Here is a 16,801-nt window from a genome sequence, read left to right as displayed (position 1 = left end):
CTTGTAATATATCCGTAGGGAAACGGTACTGCCGTGTCCGGCCGTATTCGATCCAATAATAGGTGATGTTCGATCGTACATTTTTGTAATATATCCGTAGGGAAACGGCACTGCCGTGTCCGGCCCCAATATCACCAACCAATCCCCCCAATCCAATCCTGCACCGCATTCAACAAATCATCTCCATCCACCGGAAAACCTGTTAACGGCAATTCCAGCGGTGGGTTAAGCGTGCCATGCTTGATAAAAGTCGGGGTAAGTCATATTTTCGGCACACTCCCAGATGACTCCGTGACATCTTTCATTCCGACCAAAATCATTTTTGTAGATTTCCGAAGTTAGGCATTTTTTTAAACCTGAAACTGCGGTGGCGAAGTGTTTACCTTTCATGATTTTCAGTAAGCTATCTGCCGGGTCAAAAATAGAAGATTTAGGGTGATAATTAGGAATCAACTCTATTAAAGTCGCGCTCGCAACTGAGTTACCTATGTCTATTTTACCTAAGCTAGATGCCGCTCGACACAGGGTATCTGGATTACCTGAATTGCGGATTAACTCGACTAAGGTGGCGATCGCAACTGGGTTATTGTTGTCTATTTTTTCCAAAAATTCTGCCGCTTGAAGCCGGGTATCTTCATCACCTGAAGTGCGGATTAACTCGACGAAAGCGGCAATCGCAACTGGGTTATTTTTGCCTATTTTTTTTAATCTATTTCCCAATTCCCACAGATGATAAGCATTCTGCAAAGTGCCGAGCAACTCGACTAAAGTGGAGATCGCAACTGGGTTATTGTTATCTATTTCCCCTAAGCTAGATACCGCTTGAAGCTGGGTATATTCACCTTGAGAAGTACCGAGCAACTCGACTAAACCGAAGATTGCCTCTGGGTTATTTTTGCCTATTTTCCCTAAGCTTTTTATCGCTCGACACCGGGTTCTTTCATCACCTGAATTGCGGATTAACTCGACTAAAGCGGCGATCGCAATTGGGTTATTTTTGCCTATTTTACCTAAGCTATCTGCCGCTGACCACCGGGTCTTTTCATTGGAATTACGGGTTAACTCGACTAAAGCGCTGATTGCAACTGGGTTATCTTTATCTATTTTCCCTAAGCATTCTGCCGCTCGCCACCGGGTAACTTTTTTATTACCTGACTTGCGGATTAACTCGACTAAAGCGGAGATCGCAACTGGGTTATTTTTGCCGATTCTTGCTAATTTTTCTGCTGCTTGATAACGAGTATCTTTAGGACTGCAGTTGCGGATTGACTGCAATAAAGTTTCGATCGCTACCGGGTTATCTTTGTCTATCCTACCTAAAATTTCTGCCGCTCGCTCTTGGGTAACTTTATGATCTGAAGTGCGAATTAACTCGACTAAAGCGGCGATCGCAACTGGATTATTTTTCCCTATTTTCACTAAGCTATATGCCAATATTATACAGGTAGGTACGTTATACCGACAGAAATGCGGGTAGAAATGGTTATCAACTGAATTGCGGATTAGTTCTACTAAAGCTGCAATCGCTTCTGGGCTATCTTTGCCTATTTTCCCCAAGCTATATGCCACTCGCTTCCCGGTCTTTTCCTCAACTGACTTGCGGAGTAACTCGACTAAAGTGGCGATCGCTACTGGGCTATCTTTATCAATTTTACCCAAGATATCTGCCGCTTGCCACCGAGTAACTTCATCCTGAGAAGTATTGATTAATTCGACTAAAGCGGCGATCGTGTCTGGGCAATTTTTGCGGATTTCCCCCAAACTTCTTGTCGCTTCCCTCCGGGTATATTCATCACCTGAATTGCGGATTAACTCAACTAAAGCGGAACCCGCCTTTTCCCGATCCGTCTCTTTCAGAACTTCCCTTGCTCTATCGACAATTGGATCGAGAAATGTCCGCCAATCCTGTTTTTGCTTATTAAAATAACCAAATCCCCAAATAACAATCTGCGACACAATCTCATCAGCAAGACTACAATCCTTAAACTCAGCAATCCCCGCAGCCGCTAGAAAATATGCCCGATATCCATAAAATTTATCCCACCCAACCTTAAACTTAACCAACGCCTTAATAAACGCTTCCTTTTCCTCCTTCCCAACCTCCTCACGCCCCAACCACAGCAAAATAACCTCTTTCCACTGCTTCTCAAAAATGCGATATCTAGCATCAGGATGTTGCGGATTCTTAGGAAAGTGATTCAAGAAAAAGTGCCAATCCTCAACCGCAAACGCAGCAAAATATTCCTGAAACGTCGGATGGTAAAAAGCATAAATCCCCTCCGCCGTCTCCACATCTCTCGCGACTAAATTCAGCCAACCCAAACGACAAGCCAACTCAAACTGCGATGCACCCATCACCCGATATCCCACACTTTCTCGCAACTGAAACCGATCCGTTTCATTTAACATCCCTGAAAGTGCCAATTTCCCCAAAGCCGCATTCAAATCTTGCTGCTGAATCCTATTCAGGCGCGGTTTTTTCCACTGATAAAAAGTTGTCACAAACCGCTGATAAAGCTTCGCCTTAGTATCCGGTAAATCCCCATCCAACGACTGCCAAGTGCCGCACAATAGCGAACATCTCAGGGGATTTTTCACTAAATCTCGGATTCGCTCTTTCCCCGATGCTGCTAATGCTTCCCGTAGCTGTTGAGAAAGCACCCCCCCAGCCCCCCTTGCTAAGGGGGGAGTAAGAGTTTCATCTAATTCTGTACTCTCATCTTCTCTTGTCCCCCCCCTTACCAAGGGGGGGTTAGGGGGGGTTCCAAACCGATCAATACTTTCCCCATCTTCTCTTGTCCCCCCCCTTACCAAGGGGGGGTTAGGGGGGGTTCCAAACTGCGGGTTAGCGAGGGTTGAAAACCATTTATCGATAAACATTTCGACTTGTTCGGGATAGGAAAACTCCAGAGTGCGATAAGTATCAAAAGTATCCAACGCAGAGCCGATCGCATCCCAAACATTCTGCCGACAACTTAGCACAATTCGCGCCCTTTGAATACAGCCGCCCGTTCTAATTTGCCGCTGAATTTCCGCCAAAGGATTCCCATCACCCGCAGCCATCTCATCCGCCCCATCCAACACCAACCAAACCCGCTCAGCATTAAACTGTGCCAAAAAATCATCCTTAATATCCGCCGTCGCCTCAGCCTTCCCAACCCTCTTAATAGCCGCCAGCAGCCAACTATCAAATAAATAGGTTTCTAATTCCTTTCCCTGCAAATCCGCCAAGGATACCCAAATTACAATCGCCTCCGAAATTTCAGCCGCTACCCAATTCGCAATCTGCCGCAACAGGGTTGTTTTTCCCGCCCCCGGTTCCCCAATAATTCCTAACCGCTTGCCATTGCTTTTCTGGCTACTTCCTTGCCGCAGCACTTGTTCGAGAAACTCGCTGTGTTCAAATGTTTGAGTAACTTCTTTTTCCCGGTACAAATCCGAACCTTCCTCAGCCGCAACATCCTCGCGTCGCTGAGTCACTTTCTGCCGTTCCACCAATCCCAGCGGTACATAAACATCATCTATTTGATGGTTGCCAAAGGTTAGCTGATTGCTACTAAGTCGCTGCTGTTCTTTCTCGTCTAATATCTGCTGGCAAATAGCCTGCCAGTCAATCGGCACGTAAGCAATGCGGCTCTTTTCCACTATCTCCTCAAGCCAAGCATACATTTCTTGGGTTCTGATATCAATCCGCGTTAAAGTTTGCCCGGTAAATATCTGAAAAACCTTTTCATTTTCCTTGATTTCCCGAGCAAAGTATGCAGCTACCAAGGGCAATAAATCTTGCTCTAACTTAGTTTTGTAAAGTGTGACATCGCAATTTTCCAGGGCAACTTCCAGCAGTTTTTGCTTAACTGCTTCAACCCGATTCTGCTTTAACTCATCTGTGGCAGTCAGCAGCAATTCAATCTCATCTAAACCTGCAATCGGAATCCCAGACGGGACTGTTTCTTTATCAACCTTTTCTAATTCTGTTTTTAACTGCTTAATCTTCTTATCTAGCCATTCTAAATAAGGACGGTGTTGAGGTAAGTAAATAACGATTCCTTTAGAAGCCCTGCGAGATGGCTCAACCAATTCTTTATGACATTCTGAGGCGATTTGGTGTTGAGCTTTCAGGAAAGAAGTTTTTAGCGCTTTTTCTAAATCGTGATTGACAAGTTTTCCGTTTTGTGATAATTTTTTTATCCCAGTCAAACAGAGGTGCTTTGCTGCATCATTGGCTTGAGTCCCCACGATGGCTTGCCACACGACGGTGAAAAGCCCTCCCAATAGTAGCGCTGCATCTAGCATTTGACGGTTCTCCTAATTTTAGGCTCGAAGGGGTTTAGTTTGATTGTAGGCGATCGACTTTGGTTACGGGCGATCGACAATTGCTAAAATCATCACATCAAAACTTCGATCCTCACATCAAAAGTCGATCCCTACCACATTAGAATTTAAGCAAAACCTCCAACTATTTTTCTAGGATTACCACGAAATCCTCAATCATCACATCAAAAGTGCGAGCCAGCTTGTGGACTGCTGCAAAGTCAACCATTGCCATCCCCTGAGAACGGGCATAATTGCTAATGGTACTGTAGCCCACGCCCGATCGCTCCGCAACTTCCTTGAGCGTCCATCCCTTCTCGGCAGCCAACTCTCGAACCCGCAACCTGACTAAGCCTTTGCTCATATTCACTATTTACAAAATTTTGGATTTAGTATAATATATCAAAAAGCGATCGCCCCGGTCATTCGATTTTAGATTTTAGATTTTAGATTTTAGATTGACTCTAAAGATGAATCTGGGAGCTTGAACGTTGGTCTAAAACTTTGCGCCTCTCATGGCATAAGTCGGGGCTTGTCTCCGTTTTGCGGCGGAGTCAACGAAACTAAAGACGATCGCCAGTTAAAATTAATCCCGACCGATTATTGCTGTCTATCGCACTTAGCAGAGATAGATTTACCTACTACCACCAGATGCAACTACAATGATATCAGAAAATCAGCTAAGATCGTCAGAGATCGGCGAATCAAAAATTATTCACAAATCGTCGATCGTCAATCCGCGATCGAGATTTGTCACCGAAGAAACAGTGGCACTCCTGTTCAACATATCACCCGAACAGATATACCGGATCGATTGCTGCCACAACGTGGTGTATGTTCATGCCAAAGGCCTCAGTCGATTTGTCAGCTACGCCGATTTTCCGCCAATCCTAGAAGTAAAACCGCCCTGTGTTCAAGATTTTGTCGCATGGTACAAACGCTGGAAACGGACACAAGCACCTGAATTTTGGACTAAATTCTATACGTACAACTTCAAAGCGGCTGTTTCAGTGGACAGCTTGCTTGAGTGGGGTAAATTAGTCGCTACAGTGAAATCGGTAATTTCTGCCTCAGCGCTGCAACAGCTACGAGATGTTTACGCTCAAGAAAAAGCATTGATGGAGAATTTTTAAAGCAGGCGGGGCGGGTAAACCCGCAATTGTTGGCCACCAGCAAGATAAATGTAAGGTGCGCCGAAGCGCACCCTACGGGATAGAGGTTCTGATCAAAAATCTTCTTTACCTTCCAATCCCCACATATTGGAAACCAGCCGCTTCTAAAGCCTTCTTGTCTAAGAAATTGCGGCCATCAATCATCACCGGATGATTCATCAACTTCGCCATTTTCTCGTAATCTAAATTACGAAACTGTTCCCAGTCAGTCACCAACACCAAAGCATCGCAACCATCAGCCAGTCTTTCTGCATCGGTTTCTACCAGCACTCCCGACAAACCGTGACGCATCCCAGTTTGAGAAACAATCGGATCGTAAGCTTTAACTTTCGCTCCCAACCGATTCAAATTCTCGATTAAATTCAGCGCTGGAGCATCCCGCAAATCGTCAGTATCCGGCTTGAATGTTAAACCCAAAAGTCCGACTGTTTTACCTTTGAGAATCTTCAAAACGTGCTGCAACTTTTCAATAGCAATCAACCGCTGGCGTTCGTTAACTTCCACCGCCGCTTTCAACAAATGCGCCTCGTAACCGTAATCGTCTGCAGTGTGAACTAAAGCTGAGACATCTTTAGGGAAACAAGAACCGCCCCAACCAATGCCAGCTTGCAGAAACTTGTTGCCAATCCGTGAATCTAAACCGATACCTCGGGCAACTTGAGTAACATCTGCGCCGACACGATCGCAAATGTTAGCAACTTCATTAATAAAGCTAATCTTCGTAGCCAAAAAAGCATTAGCTGCGTACTTAATCATCTCCGCTGAACTGATATCAGTCATCACCACAGGAACTTCCGGCAAAGACTGATTTTCTGCAAACTTGCGATCGACAATCGGCCGATATAACTGTAGCATCATATCCATAGCCCGCCGAGAGTTGCTACCGAGAACAATGCGATCGGGATTAAAAGTATCGAAAACAGCACAGCCCTCCCGCAAAAACTCCGGGTTGCTAACCACATCAAATTGAACACCTGTTTTTGCTGCTACTTCCTCACCAGTAGCGCCATCACCGCTGTGAGGTTTTTGACGTTCCGCCAAACCGTCTAGTACAATTCTTCGCACCCAATCTCCCGAACCGATGGGCACTGTCGATTTGTTTACGATTACTTTGTAATCGCCGTCGAGGTGAGCTCCAATTCCACGAGCAACCGCTTCCACGTAGCGAGTATCGCTTTCCCCTGTAGGCAAAGGAGGCGTCCCCACGGCAATAAACAAAATATCCCCGTGAGACACTCCTGCTGCTAAATCCGAAGTAAATTCTAGATTGCCAGATGCAGATGCAGAGGACATTAATTCAGACAGTCCTGGCTCAAAAATAGGCGACTGTCCCGACTTCATTAATTTAACTTTTTCTTCGTTGTTGTCTACGCAAATCACGTGGTGGCCGATGTGGGCCAAACAAGTGCCGGTGACTAAGCCAACATATCCTGTACCGATGACACAAACCTGCATAGAAATCTCCTCAAAGCTAGTAAAAAAATCAGATGGGATGTTGAAAGAAGAAGGAAGAAGGGAGAAGGCTTTAGTTATCTAGGAGAGAAGGAAAAAACAGCTTGTAGGGGTAGTGCTACCCCTACTCCCCGTGCCTACCCCTAGCGAGGGCAACCACGGGGGGTTTGCCCCTACAAATCCCCAGTCTCTACTTTTGGTTTCCCTCAATGCGATCGCGAAAATCCTTTATAGTCAACTCTAAACCTTGATCCAGCGGCACAGTTGGCTCCCACCCCAACCAAGTTTTAGCACGAGTAATATCCGGTTGTCGCTGTTTTGGATCGTCTTCCGGCAGCGGTTTAAAGATAATTTCTGCCCCTGGATTAATCGTGTTTTGAATTTTTTGTGCCAGTTCCAATATAGTGTATTCGTCGGGATTACCCAAATTCATCGGCCCGATTTTGTCGCTATTCATCAAACGAATGAATCCTTCCACCAAATCAGAAACGTAGCAAAAACTCCGTGTTTGGGAACCGTCGCCGTATACAGTCAGCGGTTCGTTTCGCAAAGCTTGAGCAATAAAATTGCTCACTACTCTGCCGTCATTTTCCAACATCCGGGGGCCATAGGTATTATGACAGCAAACGCAGTAAGTACCTCCTACAAAATTCTCTCCGTCGGGAACAGAAAAGTCGTATACATCCTCATCGATTTCAAACTCTTCTATGGCTTTAACTTTTGCCCAAGCTAAATCCCCTGTGATTTTAGCTTGCAGTTTTTGTTTAGCATTAGCAAGATTGAGAATGCTGTACTCGTGCAACCCTTGAACCGTTATCCGGTAAGACTTGTATTTTTCGCTGTCTCCTTTTCTGACTGTTGTCTCGAATTCCGACACACTTCCAACTATCCCGAATTTAGCTAGAATTAGCACCAGTTTTTCAATGATTTTTTGGCTGGAACTGTTAAACACTAGCAGCGAACCCGTTGTTTTCGCGTCGTGATTCCCGTCGCCTTCCCAGAAACCGTGTAAAAAGTGAACTAACTGTTCTTTGGGAAGTTGCAAAATCCAATTGGGTATATCTTTTTTGGTGCTTAATTGTTTGCCAAACCCCAAAAAATTGACAACTAGATCGACTATTATTTTTGACCTGACGTTAACCGATGGCGCTCTTTTCTCCTCTTTGTCAAATCTGATTTCACACTCGCAGCCAAATAACTCTCGCGTCACCCGGATCAGCTTTTCCACATATTTGACATTTGAGCTAAATACGAGCTGGCGGTCTTTTTCTGTATGAACCAAACAGCCTTCTGCTAAGTAAAATCCCAAAAACCACAGGAAATCACTGACATTTTTGATGTAATTGTTGATTGCTTTGACGGATTGATAGCCAGCTATTTTGTCTTTTTGGGTCAAAGGCAATCCCAATTCTTGCCAAAGTTGCCAGGGAATTTTGTTGCCTGCTTCGTATTTTTTGATGGTGCTGAAGTATTGGCGATTGCTGATTCCTTTTCGAGCGAAATATCCATATATCTGCTCTCGGAATTTTTCTAAGTATGCGATCGCATCCTCGCTGATTACCCACAGCCCTGGTGCATTAACTTTATCGCTGATGTAAAAAGGTTCCAAGGGACGATCAATAAAAGGAATGTAACTGGGAACAGCTACATCATCCCCAACCTTTAAGTCTTTGCCAAATACGGCTTGAGGCAACCCTTGGTTGTCGCGAGTAAACAAACTGTGGTCTTCAGTAATTTTTACTTGTTTGCCCCAGGTTGTTGCAATTTTATACCCTTTCTTCGTCACTTTGTGTTTCCAAATTGCCGAGATTGGTTTTAAGCGCATTTTTCCCTGTTCGTCAAAGCAAGGAACTGAAACATTTGATATGTCACCTCCGATCCGGCTGTAGCATTCCTCAAATGTTTCGTAATAAAGTCGATCTGCTTTGTAATAGAGAACTTTTTGATCGCCTGTCAAACTGTTAAAAATTCGCACAACTCGAATGTCTACACCATTTTGACGGTGGTAATCAAAAGATAAGGTTTCAGCTACTCGCTTGCCTTCATCATAACAGCTCCGAATTCCGATACAATTAACGTTGCCGCGATAATCTTCTGTTTGCGGATGTACGTCAGGATCTCCGTACACTTCGGAAGTGGAAGCGAGAAAGAATCTTGCTTTTACCCGTTTAGCCAATCCCAACATATTCATCGTGCCGATGACGTTTGTTTTAATGGTCTTGACAGGGTTGTACTGATAGTGTATGGGGGAAGCGGGACAAGCCAGATGGTAAATCTGATCTACCTCTAACCGAATCGGTTCCGTGATGTCGTGGCGGATCAGCTCAAAATACGGGTTGTCCAGCCATTTGAGGATATTGCGTTTAGTCCCGGTGTAAAAATTATCCAGGCAGACTACCTCCTGTCCTTGGGCCATTAAGCGATCGATTAGGTGGGAACCGAGGAAACCCGCACCGCCTGTGACTAAAATTCTCATTGTGGAAACTGCCGTTCTGTTTAGGGGTAGGACTGTGGTACAAAAATTCAGTCGCTCGAATGAAACTTTCTAATAGAATAACAAAATTGCGATCGACAATGTAAAGACTTATGCGTCACTTTTATAAAATCTTTAATTAACTTAGCATTTGCAAATACTTTGAACAAAGTGCTATAATTCGCAAATGTCAGTAGCAATTTTTATTTAAGTTTCAATTTTTCCGAAAAAATACTGTTGACAATAATTCTGTTTTGAGTTAATGATTATTGGTTGTTTGTTATGCGCTAGCTTCTGTGTTTAGTTATGTAAGGGTTTACGCATAAATACCCAAAAAACCGGGTTGTTCGCGACTGTTAAAGCGTCAATGAAGTATGTCCGTAAACAACCAGATTTCTCAAGGCTAAAAAGCAGTATCGCTGTCTGCTCTTGGTGGAATCTCAGCAGCAGTTAAAGTCACGATTTTACCGTCACGCCAGATACTAATTGATTGTCCTAGTCTGCATTGTTTTTCATATGCTTCGGCAATTGCTACTTTCACACCTGCATCAATTTTTTCATATAACTTAAGGAGTTCTTCTTCAGTCATTTGATTCCTAACCTATGCTCCATTCTCTTCAAAAAAAGCTTCTAAATCCCGATCGCCTCTGATAATTCTCATAATTTCAATTCCATCGTTCGCGATGCGGTAAAAGATAATGTAGTTTTGCACAGGAATACCGCGCAAGTAGGGGCGAAGTTGACTATAAGTGCGTCCCATCAGAGGAAATTGTGTCAAGTAGCGGCATTTTTTAGTGAATTCATCGATGAATCGTTCGCCTGCTTCAACGTTGCGTGCGACGAAATAGTCTGCGATTTCGTCAAGGTCGCGAATCGCTTCAGGTGAGATGATATATTGGCTCATCAGGGATTATACCGATCGAGCTTTGTGAAATTTGGCTCTAATTTGAGCGATCGCCGTTTCACCATCCACTCCTTCACCGCGATCGAGTTGTGTGGCGGCGATATCGATTTTGGCGCAAACTTCTTCTACCCAGCGATTGTATCGATCGCGTTTTTCCAGCAGCCGTAGCGCGTCAGCAATGATTTCGGTAACGTTGGTATAGCGCCCGCTAGCGAGTTGGGCTTGGATGAGTTGTTCTTGTTCGGGGGTGAGGGTGATACTCATAGGTAAAGATCGGCTGGCTATTGTTTTATTGCAGTTCGGGGGGATTGCACGTTTGTCTCTATTCTATTCTATTCTATTCTATGAGTGATGCGTTACGTTGCACTAGCAATACCTACTACTATTTATCGATCGCAATCGCTAGTTCGTCGCGAATTTGAATGGTAATTCTTGCTATTGTTTTTAGTCACTGATGCTCCGATCGAATCATAGCACAATAGAAGCGCGATCGCCCTTTTGTGAGAAATGCAGTGTGCGATCGTCCCGCGCGATCGGGTAAAGGTGCGATCGCACTTCCTGATTTTAGTCGCTTCACGCTACCAATCTGTTGAATTGTGGCAAAATTTTAGTTACCGTTGTTATCGTTGATGTCGAGATTTTGTATTGAGAGTTCTGAATCTGGTGAAGTAGGTATTTGCAGCTTGAAAACAATTACTATTTGATTTTTCTCAATACTTATATTACTTATATTAACTACACTATTTTCAGGTAACAAATTACTGACTGGCAATTTAGCAGACGACTGAGTTTTATATCCAGCATCCTCCAGCCATTCTGTAATATTTCTCCAGTTTTCTATCTTTTCAATGCCTTTACCCACCAGACTTTTAACGTACTTATATAAGGTAGCGCATAGGTCAGTTTCAACTCCCTTGGGGGTTTTTTGGAGCTTTTCGGCGATTTCAGAGGGACTATAACCGCAGAGTAGACCGCGAAGGTGTCGTTTTTCCATTGGGGTGAGGCGTTTTCCCTTGGCTGAGGCTAGGTCTGCGTACAGAGTTTCTAAGTCCCAGTAGTTCGCGGCTTCGGTAAATTGCTCGTCGGCTGGCGGCATAGGGGAGTGGGGTAAAATTTCCTGATGAAAGTCTAACATAATTACTGATGAGTGTCAGATAAAAGCTGAGATTGGCTAGGTTATTATTAGTAGAGTGTGTAGCACCTATGTGAAATGAACTACCAAAACCATATTACAGTTGTAGGTAAAATTTCAGTAATTCTGCTGGTTTTGGTATCTGGATGCAGTGGCTTTGAGAATACAAGTAATCCTAATACTGTTTCAAGTCAAGTTCCTACACCTACTCCAGCTCCGACGCCCACTACTGCTTCTACACAAGCGCCCAATCCGTTTGAAAGTGTTTCATTTCCTCTTGATGCTTGCGGTGATAAATTGCCAGATGACCAGAAAGTTTATCCGGTAAGTTTGTATCCGGTATTTCTGGAATACAGTGAGGAAAAGTTAACTCAAGTCAAATCAAATTTTTGCCGGGACGCTATTAAAAAGGTTAGGGAAGCTACAGGAAAAGATGAAATACAGGTAGCATCATTTATAGGAAATGAACGCGCTAATCAGTTCAAAGAATTTATGAGCGCGAAAGTGGGAATAAGTGGAAGTATAGGACAGCCTACTGTGATAGCCGCAAAGAGCGGTCAAACTCCAGTAGCCCCTACTACGCCTCAACCAACCTCTACTCCTGACGAATCCCTAATTACTTCATCATCGGATTTTAAAGCGATCACTATTAAATGTCGAGAAAAGCCAGCCGGAAAGTATATAGACTTAGAATTTGGAGAGTGTCTGCTTTCAAGCATTGCTCTAGCAAAATCTAAAAATTATAGTACCAGTTGGTATGAAGCCAGCATTGGTGATAACAAATTTGAATTAATTGGTCCGAGCGGAGAACTTTTGCTTGAATTACCGAAGAGGAATTCTTCATCAGATGAAGCACCAACTTATAACTTAATGGTAAGACGATTGACCAGTGAACCAGTGAAAACAATTACAGTTAATTGTGCCGATAAAGTCAGAATAATTTGGGGAATCGCTATAATTCCGAAATGTACCTCTACTGGAACTTATATCGATCTAAAAACAGGTGATGGTTATGGCTCCAATTCTTATCCACTAATTGTGAAAACAGCCAATGGCTCTCCTATGCACTTTAACAATAATATGTTTGAGTGGAAAAGATGGTCTGTCACTTCAGATGCTCGCCAGGTAAATTTGACATTCTCAGCAAGTAGGTAAATTCTAAAATTTAGATAGATCTAAAAACAGGTTATGAATAAGCTAAAATTTCAACACACAAAAATGACCAAGATGCAACGCTTGATATCTGGCTTCCTCACTGTCGCAGTCCTAGCTTTGGCGACAGATTTAGTACAAGCTCAAAGGCAGCGACCGCGTGGGGCTGGTTCTTTAGGTGAGATGAAGTGTCAGCAAATAAAAGGAGGAGTTTATGATGCCATAAATGAAGATATTCCTATAGGGCTTGAAATTTATAGGGCTGTCGCTTATCTGGGAAACGCCAGATGGATTTATGACCGTCCGGTTCAGGTAGCTTGTAGATTGGCTGCACCAGGAGAAAAGCCGAGATTCAAAACTTTAACTCTTGCTTTTGGTCTACCTGATAATGTTTCTAAAGGAGCTTTAGTTCGCTTATCAATCTACAAAGATGGAAACTTTGCTGGGTACAAAGATGTAACGTTCGGAGAGAAACTACTCTGGCCTATCAATGTCACGAACGTTCGTAGTATTGCTTTAGAAGGAGAGTGTAAAAGACCCTCAGAAAGGTCAAGCAGTTGTCCAGCTATTTACTTTTATCAAGACATTTTAGAGTAATAAATTTATGAATCGCAGAAAATTTATTCAATACAGCGCATTAGGTAGCACTTCATTTATTGTCAACTTAGGTTTGCACAATCCCCAAAAAGCCGATGCTTTTTTATTCTTATTAGCTAATCCTCTGTTACGCCTTGTTTTGGGAGGATTGGGCAGAGGTGCTTTTTCGTTTTTCCAACACCGAAATCAACAATGGTTTGACAAACGCTTAGAAGTGCAGTTAGCGCAACGTGAATTTCTGGAAAGACAGTTTACAAATGTGGCTGTAGCTGAAGTTAGGAGTCCTCAATATACTGTAGTAGTCGGCTCGGAACGCCGCGAGTCTTTAGGCAAGAATGCTGTCCTCGCTTTTCCTCGAATAGAATACGATAGACCAACTATGTCAGCCTTTTCTGGTGCGGCTTCTATTGGGATGTCTATTGCAGCAATGTATTTGCGAGAGCATCAGAGGTTGAGTTTTGATGAAGTACAAGCATCTGTTTTGCCGCGAGTGCGAGGGGGCGCTAGTTATGCTGATTGGCGGAGTTGGGACTCGACTAGCTTTAGATATTATCCAAATAATTACTCGGATACTGGAGTTAGGATTCGCTATGATGCTGTTGAACCCCGTCGCGGCGGTTTCGGCATAATTGAAGTTACAGTTGACGCATATCGTCCGATCGTAATTCCACAAATACGAGTCAATTACGCCTAGCTAATAGTTGCTACAAAGTGCGATCGCCCTTTACACCCAAAAAGTGCGATCGCCCATATCTACCGAAAAAAAATCACAATCCTAAAATGAGTTAATGGTACAATCCTAAATCAAATACCATTTAGCAGTAAACCACTTATTTTGAATAATGGCAGAGATACTTCTGAAGACACCCCTGAAGTTATAGAACAGGATATAATAGACCAAACGATAGAAGTAGGAAGTGGTTGTGACTGGACAGGCAGTGGAATAGAACCCCAGTGGGATAATCCAAAATCCATCAAAGCCTACGATCATATCGATCGCCATCACGGCCCAAAATTGAAACCCCTTAATTTTAGAGGCAGGGCAGCATCCAAAAATCAGCCTCAAGGCCAGTGGCTAAATGCTCAAGACTGGGTAAAAGCTGAACAAGTGACACCGAAATACCCCGGTTGTTATATTATAAATTTTAAGCGTTCTATTGGTAAAGTTCACTATCCCGATGGAACAATTATTTAAAATGTTACCCATGCTTTTATTAGAAGGAAACCAGATGGAACATTCAAATCTGCTTATCCTGTTCTCAATAATGCCACGCTGTCCTCATTAAATAGGAGCGATGAAGATGAATAAATATAGCAATTTTACAATCCACATAGAAGCACCTAATTGCGAAAAATATGCTGAGCCACCAGATGACTCATTAGGAGAACTTTCGCATTTTGAATTAGGGCTAAAACTATTTTGCTTTGAATGCGATAGTTTAGTATCAATAGAAATCGGTCAAGAAAAAGTCAAGGTTTTTTTAGACCCCGATATCTGCATGGTACTAGAAGATGAACTCCCCCAAAAACTTAGTGAATTATCACAAGGGAAACCCATCAAAATAGAATTTGTTGAAAGTGTTTGCCTCACTCTCGAATTACAGCCATTAGCCAACGATCGAATTAGCTGTAATTTTAAAGAATTTGGATATTTATCTCCAAACGAGTTTACCCTCAAATCCCGAAATCAACACTTTCAACTGCATAAAACTCAAGTTATTGCAGAGTTAAAACAATTTGTAGAACAACTGATGCAAATGGCGATCGATGGTGGCTACATCACTCCTGAAGAAAAGCAAGAATTTCTGATGCCACTCGGCAAAATTGTGCCTGCTTCGGCTATCTCGTCATAAAGGCGATCGACTTTAACTTCCAAAAGGGCGATCGCCCTTAATCTCCAAAAGTGCGATCGCCCTCGACAATTTGACTGTAACAGCCCTGGACTCACCACGATCGAAGAAACCGGGTTTTTTACTTAATCTGTGGACTACAGCGAAGGATTTTCGTGAAAAAACCCGGTTTCTGGCCACCCGTGCGTCCAGGACTGTGTAACTATAAAAGTCACGAAGTAAGCATAAGTGTGCATAAATAAGCATAAATCTGACTGTGCAGGCACGAGCTGGACGGGCGAGGTGGCACAATAGGGGAAACTTCCAAAAGATTGCAAGGCATGAGCGACAGCGAGCGGATTTCAGTGGTTTTGCCAACACAGGCTAAAAAGGATCTCGCAAAGTTGTGCGATCTCGAAAAGCGATCAATCTCCAACTTTGTCTACCTTCTGATTCAAGAGGCGATCGACCAAGCAAAAGCATCCGGCAAGCTCAAATCAACAGATGACTGAAACTAAAACTTGATTTATCGTGCTTAATTTTTAAATCGAGAAGTGCTAAACAAGTCGCCTACTTGGCTAACCAATCGGCTGATACTGAGACACTAACTCTTTGTATTTATCTCGATTAAAAGTAAGCGTCATTTTTCTCACCTCAGTCTAACTGAAACAAGAGATATGCTAAACTCAGAGTATCGTCACAGCCACAAACAGAATGCAAACCATTACTATCACAATTCCAGACGATCGCCTGCACAAGCTCCAAGAAATCGCCAACCGCCTCGGCGTTTCCCTAGAAGCATTACTGCTTGCGGGTGCTGAAAACTTGCTCGCACCACCCGAAGCATCCTTCCAAAATGCTATGGAATACGTCCTCAAAAAAAATGCTGAACTTTACCAAAAGCTCGCGTAATGCGCTATCTAACTTTAACTGAAGTCTTAGAACTTTATCGACGCATTATCGAGCAGTCGGGCGGAGCATTTGGCATCGCTAATTTAGGAGCCTTAGAGTCAGCTTTAGCTCAGCCGCGCATGACGTTTGGCGGGGAGGAACTTTACCCAACTATCATCGAAAAAGCTTCAGCCCTTGGATTTGCTTTGATTAAAAATCATCCTTTCTTAGATGGTAACAAACGCATCGGTCACGCAGCAATGGAAGTCTTTCTAGTTTTGAATGGCTTTGAGATTTCTGCACCTGTGGAAGAGCAAGAACAAATTATATTACAAGTCGCATCAAGCGCGATCGCCCGCGATGAATTTACTGAGTGGCTGCGCTGTCATATTGTTCCTAATTCTATTTGATAAATTCTGGCTCTGAAAAGTAAACTTTATTATGCCACAGTGCGATCGCCCTTAATCCCCAAAAGTGCGTGAAGCGTAGTTATCCCGTAGGGAATAGCTCTTAATCTAACTTCCCTAACTCTTTGTATTTATCTGGATTTAAACACTCCTGGACGCACTCCGACAAAGAGTTTCTGGACCCCCACAGGGACGGGCAAGATGCCCATCCCACAAGAAAACAGACTCTTTGTGGAACAGGCATCTTGCCTGTTCTAGATGACTGCAAACAACTACAAAAAACAGACTCTTTGTGGAACAGGCATCTTGCCTGTTCCTGACAAAAGGCCACAAGAAAACTGAGTCTTTGTGGAACAGGCATCTTGCCTGTTCTAGATGACTGCAAACAACTACAAAAAACAGACTCTTTGTGGAACAGGCATCTTGCCTGTTCCTGACAAAAGGCCACAAGAAAACTGAGTCTTTGTGGAACAGGCATCTT

General features: G+C 43.4%; 17 protein-coding genes and 3 pseudogenes. 9 read left to right on the top strand and 11 right to left on the bottom strand.

From position 1 onward, the window contains the following. Positions 1-225: 225 nt before the first annotated feature. Positions 226-4,293, bottom strand: coding sequence for a HEAT repeat domain-containing protein (locus tag QUB08_RS02620; RefSeq protein WP_333223223.1), 4,068 nt, complete (start codon positions 4,291-4,293; stop codon positions 226-228). A gap of 163 nt (positions 4,294-4,456) precedes the next feature. Continuing rightward, positions 4,457-4,675 (bottom strand): helix-turn-helix domain-containing protein, encoded by a 219-nt coding sequence (locus QUB08_RS02615; RefSeq protein WP_006632503.1) that lies wholly within the window; start codon positions 4,673-4,675, stop codon positions 4,457-4,459. Between the two features lie 298 nt (positions 4,676-4,973). On the opposite strand from QUB08_RS02615, the gene QUB08_RS02610 reads away from it, so the two are divergent. Then, on the top strand, positions 4,974-5,444 hold the full coding sequence (locus tag QUB08_RS02610; protein ID WP_333223221.1) for a hypothetical protein: 471 nt from the start codon (positions 4,974-4,976) through the stop codon (positions 5,442-5,444). A gap of 105 nt (positions 5,445-5,549) precedes the next feature. Here QUB08_RS02610 and QUB08_RS02605 read toward each other — a convergent pair whose 3' ends face one another. The 9 genes and pseudogenes from QUB08_RS02605 to QUB08_RS02565 form a co-directional block, all read right to left on the bottom strand. Further along, positions 5,550-6,938, bottom strand: a complete 1,389-nt coding sequence (locus tag QUB08_RS02605; RefSeq protein WP_333223219.1) for a UDP-glucose/GDP-mannose dehydrogenase family protein — start codon at positions 6,936-6,938, stop codon at positions 5,550-5,552. A 187-nt stretch (positions 6,939-7,125) separates the two neighbouring features. Next, positions 7,126-7,554 (bottom strand): annotated as a pseudogene (locus QUB08_RS02600) (GDP-mannose 4,6-dehydratase); the annotation flags it as partial. Then, a pseudogene (locus tag QUB08_RS02595) lies at positions 7,555-8,910 on the bottom strand (LAGLIDADG family homing endonuclease); the annotation flags it as partial. Then, positions 8,893-9,411 (bottom strand): annotated as a pseudogene (locus tag QUB08_RS02590) (GDP-mannose 4,6-dehydratase); the annotation flags it as partial. The pseudogenes QUB08_RS02595 and QUB08_RS02590, both read right to left, overlap by 18 nt. 400 nt (positions 9,412-9,811) lie before the next feature. Beyond that, the gene (locus QUB08_RS02585; protein WP_333223217.1) at positions 9,812-9,997 is read right to left on the bottom strand and encodes a hypothetical protein; all 186 of its coding nucleotides are present in this window, start codon (positions 9,995-9,997) and stop codon (positions 9,812-9,814) included. A gap of 12 nt (positions 9,998-10,009) precedes the next feature. Further along, positions 10,010-10,312, bottom strand: coding sequence for a type II toxin-antitoxin system RelE/ParE family toxin (locus QUB08_RS02580; protein ID WP_333223215.1), 303 nt, complete (start codon positions 10,310-10,312; stop codon positions 10,010-10,012). Between the two features lie 6 nt (positions 10,313-10,318). Then, on the bottom strand, positions 10,319-10,576 hold the full coding sequence (locus QUB08_RS02575) for a type II toxin-antitoxin system ParD family antitoxin (protein ID WP_333199092.1): 258 nt from the start codon (positions 10,574-10,576) through the stop codon (positions 10,319-10,321). Positions 10,577-10,760: 184 nt separating this feature from the next. Continuing rightward, the gene (locus QUB08_RS02570; RefSeq protein ID WP_333223213.1) at positions 10,761-10,889 is read right to left on the bottom strand and encodes a hypothetical protein; all 129 of its coding nucleotides are present in this window, start codon (positions 10,887-10,889) and stop codon (positions 10,761-10,763) included. A gap of 30 nt (positions 10,890-10,919) precedes the next feature. After that, the gene (locus QUB08_RS02565) at positions 10,920-11,447 is read right to left on the bottom strand and encodes a helix-turn-helix domain-containing protein (RefSeq protein ID WP_333223211.1); all 528 of its coding nucleotides are present in this window, start codon (positions 11,445-11,447) and stop codon (positions 10,920-10,922) included. A 75-nt stretch (positions 11,448-11,522) separates the two neighbouring features. Between QUB08_RS02565 and QUB08_RS02560 the strand changes: the two genes are divergently transcribed. The 8 genes from QUB08_RS02560 (at position 11,523) to QUB08_RS02525 (ending at position 16,323) form a co-directional block, all read left to right on the top strand. Beyond that, positions 11,523-12,599, top strand: a complete 1,077-nt coding sequence (locus QUB08_RS02560) for a hypothetical protein (RefSeq protein WP_333223210.1) — start codon at positions 11,523-11,525, stop codon at positions 12,597-12,599. 33 nt (positions 12,600-12,632) lie between these two features. After that, on the top strand, positions 12,633-13,193 hold the full coding sequence (locus QUB08_RS02555; protein ID WP_333223208.1) for a hypothetical protein: 561 nt from the start codon (positions 12,633-12,635) through the stop codon (positions 13,191-13,193). Between the two features lie 7 nt (positions 13,194-13,200). Beyond that, positions 13,201-13,887 carry a hypothetical protein gene (locus tag QUB08_RS02550; RefSeq protein ID WP_333223206.1) on the top strand — a complete coding sequence of 229 codons (687 nt, stop codon included), beginning with the start codon at positions 13,201-13,203 and terminating at the stop codon, positions 13,885-13,887. A 141-nt stretch (positions 13,888-14,028) separates the two neighbouring features. Beyond that, positions 14,029-14,388 (top strand): hypothetical protein, encoded by a 360-nt coding sequence (locus QUB08_RS02545; RefSeq protein WP_333223204.1) that lies wholly within the window; start codon positions 14,029-14,031, stop codon positions 14,386-14,388. A gap of 106 nt (positions 14,389-14,494) precedes the next feature. Continuing rightward, positions 14,495-15,046, top strand: a complete 552-nt coding sequence (locus tag QUB08_RS02540; RefSeq protein WP_333223202.1) for a hypothetical protein — start codon at positions 14,495-14,497, stop codon at positions 15,044-15,046. Positions 15,047-15,363: 317 nt separating this feature from the next. Then, on the top strand, positions 15,364-15,534 hold the full coding sequence (locus tag QUB08_RS02535) for a ribbon-helix-helix domain-containing protein (protein WP_333223200.1): 171 nt from the start codon (positions 15,364-15,366) through the stop codon (positions 15,532-15,534). Between the two features lie 202 nt (positions 15,535-15,736). Next, positions 15,737-15,934: a DNA-binding protein gene (locus tag QUB08_RS02530; RefSeq protein ID WP_333223198.1), complete on the top strand. Its 198-nt coding sequence runs from the start codon at positions 15,737-15,739 to the stop codon at positions 15,932-15,934. Then, the gene (locus tag QUB08_RS02525) at positions 15,934-16,323 is read left to right on the top strand and encodes a type II toxin-antitoxin system death-on-curing family toxin (protein ID WP_333223196.1); all 390 of its coding nucleotides are present in this window, start codon (positions 15,934-15,936) and stop codon (positions 16,321-16,323) included. Before QUB08_RS02530 ends, QUB08_RS02525 begins: the two co-directional genes overlap by 1 nt. Positions 16,324-16,801: the final 478 nt, after the last annotated feature.

This window comes from Microcoleus sp. BR0-C5 (assembly GCF_036705045.1).
Lineage (GTDB): Bacteria > Cyanobacteriota > Cyanobacteriia > Cyanobacteriales > Microcoleaceae > Microcoleus.
The sequence above is the reverse complement of the archived record's forward strand: the minus strand, read 5'-3'. Positions and strand labels throughout refer to the sequence as shown.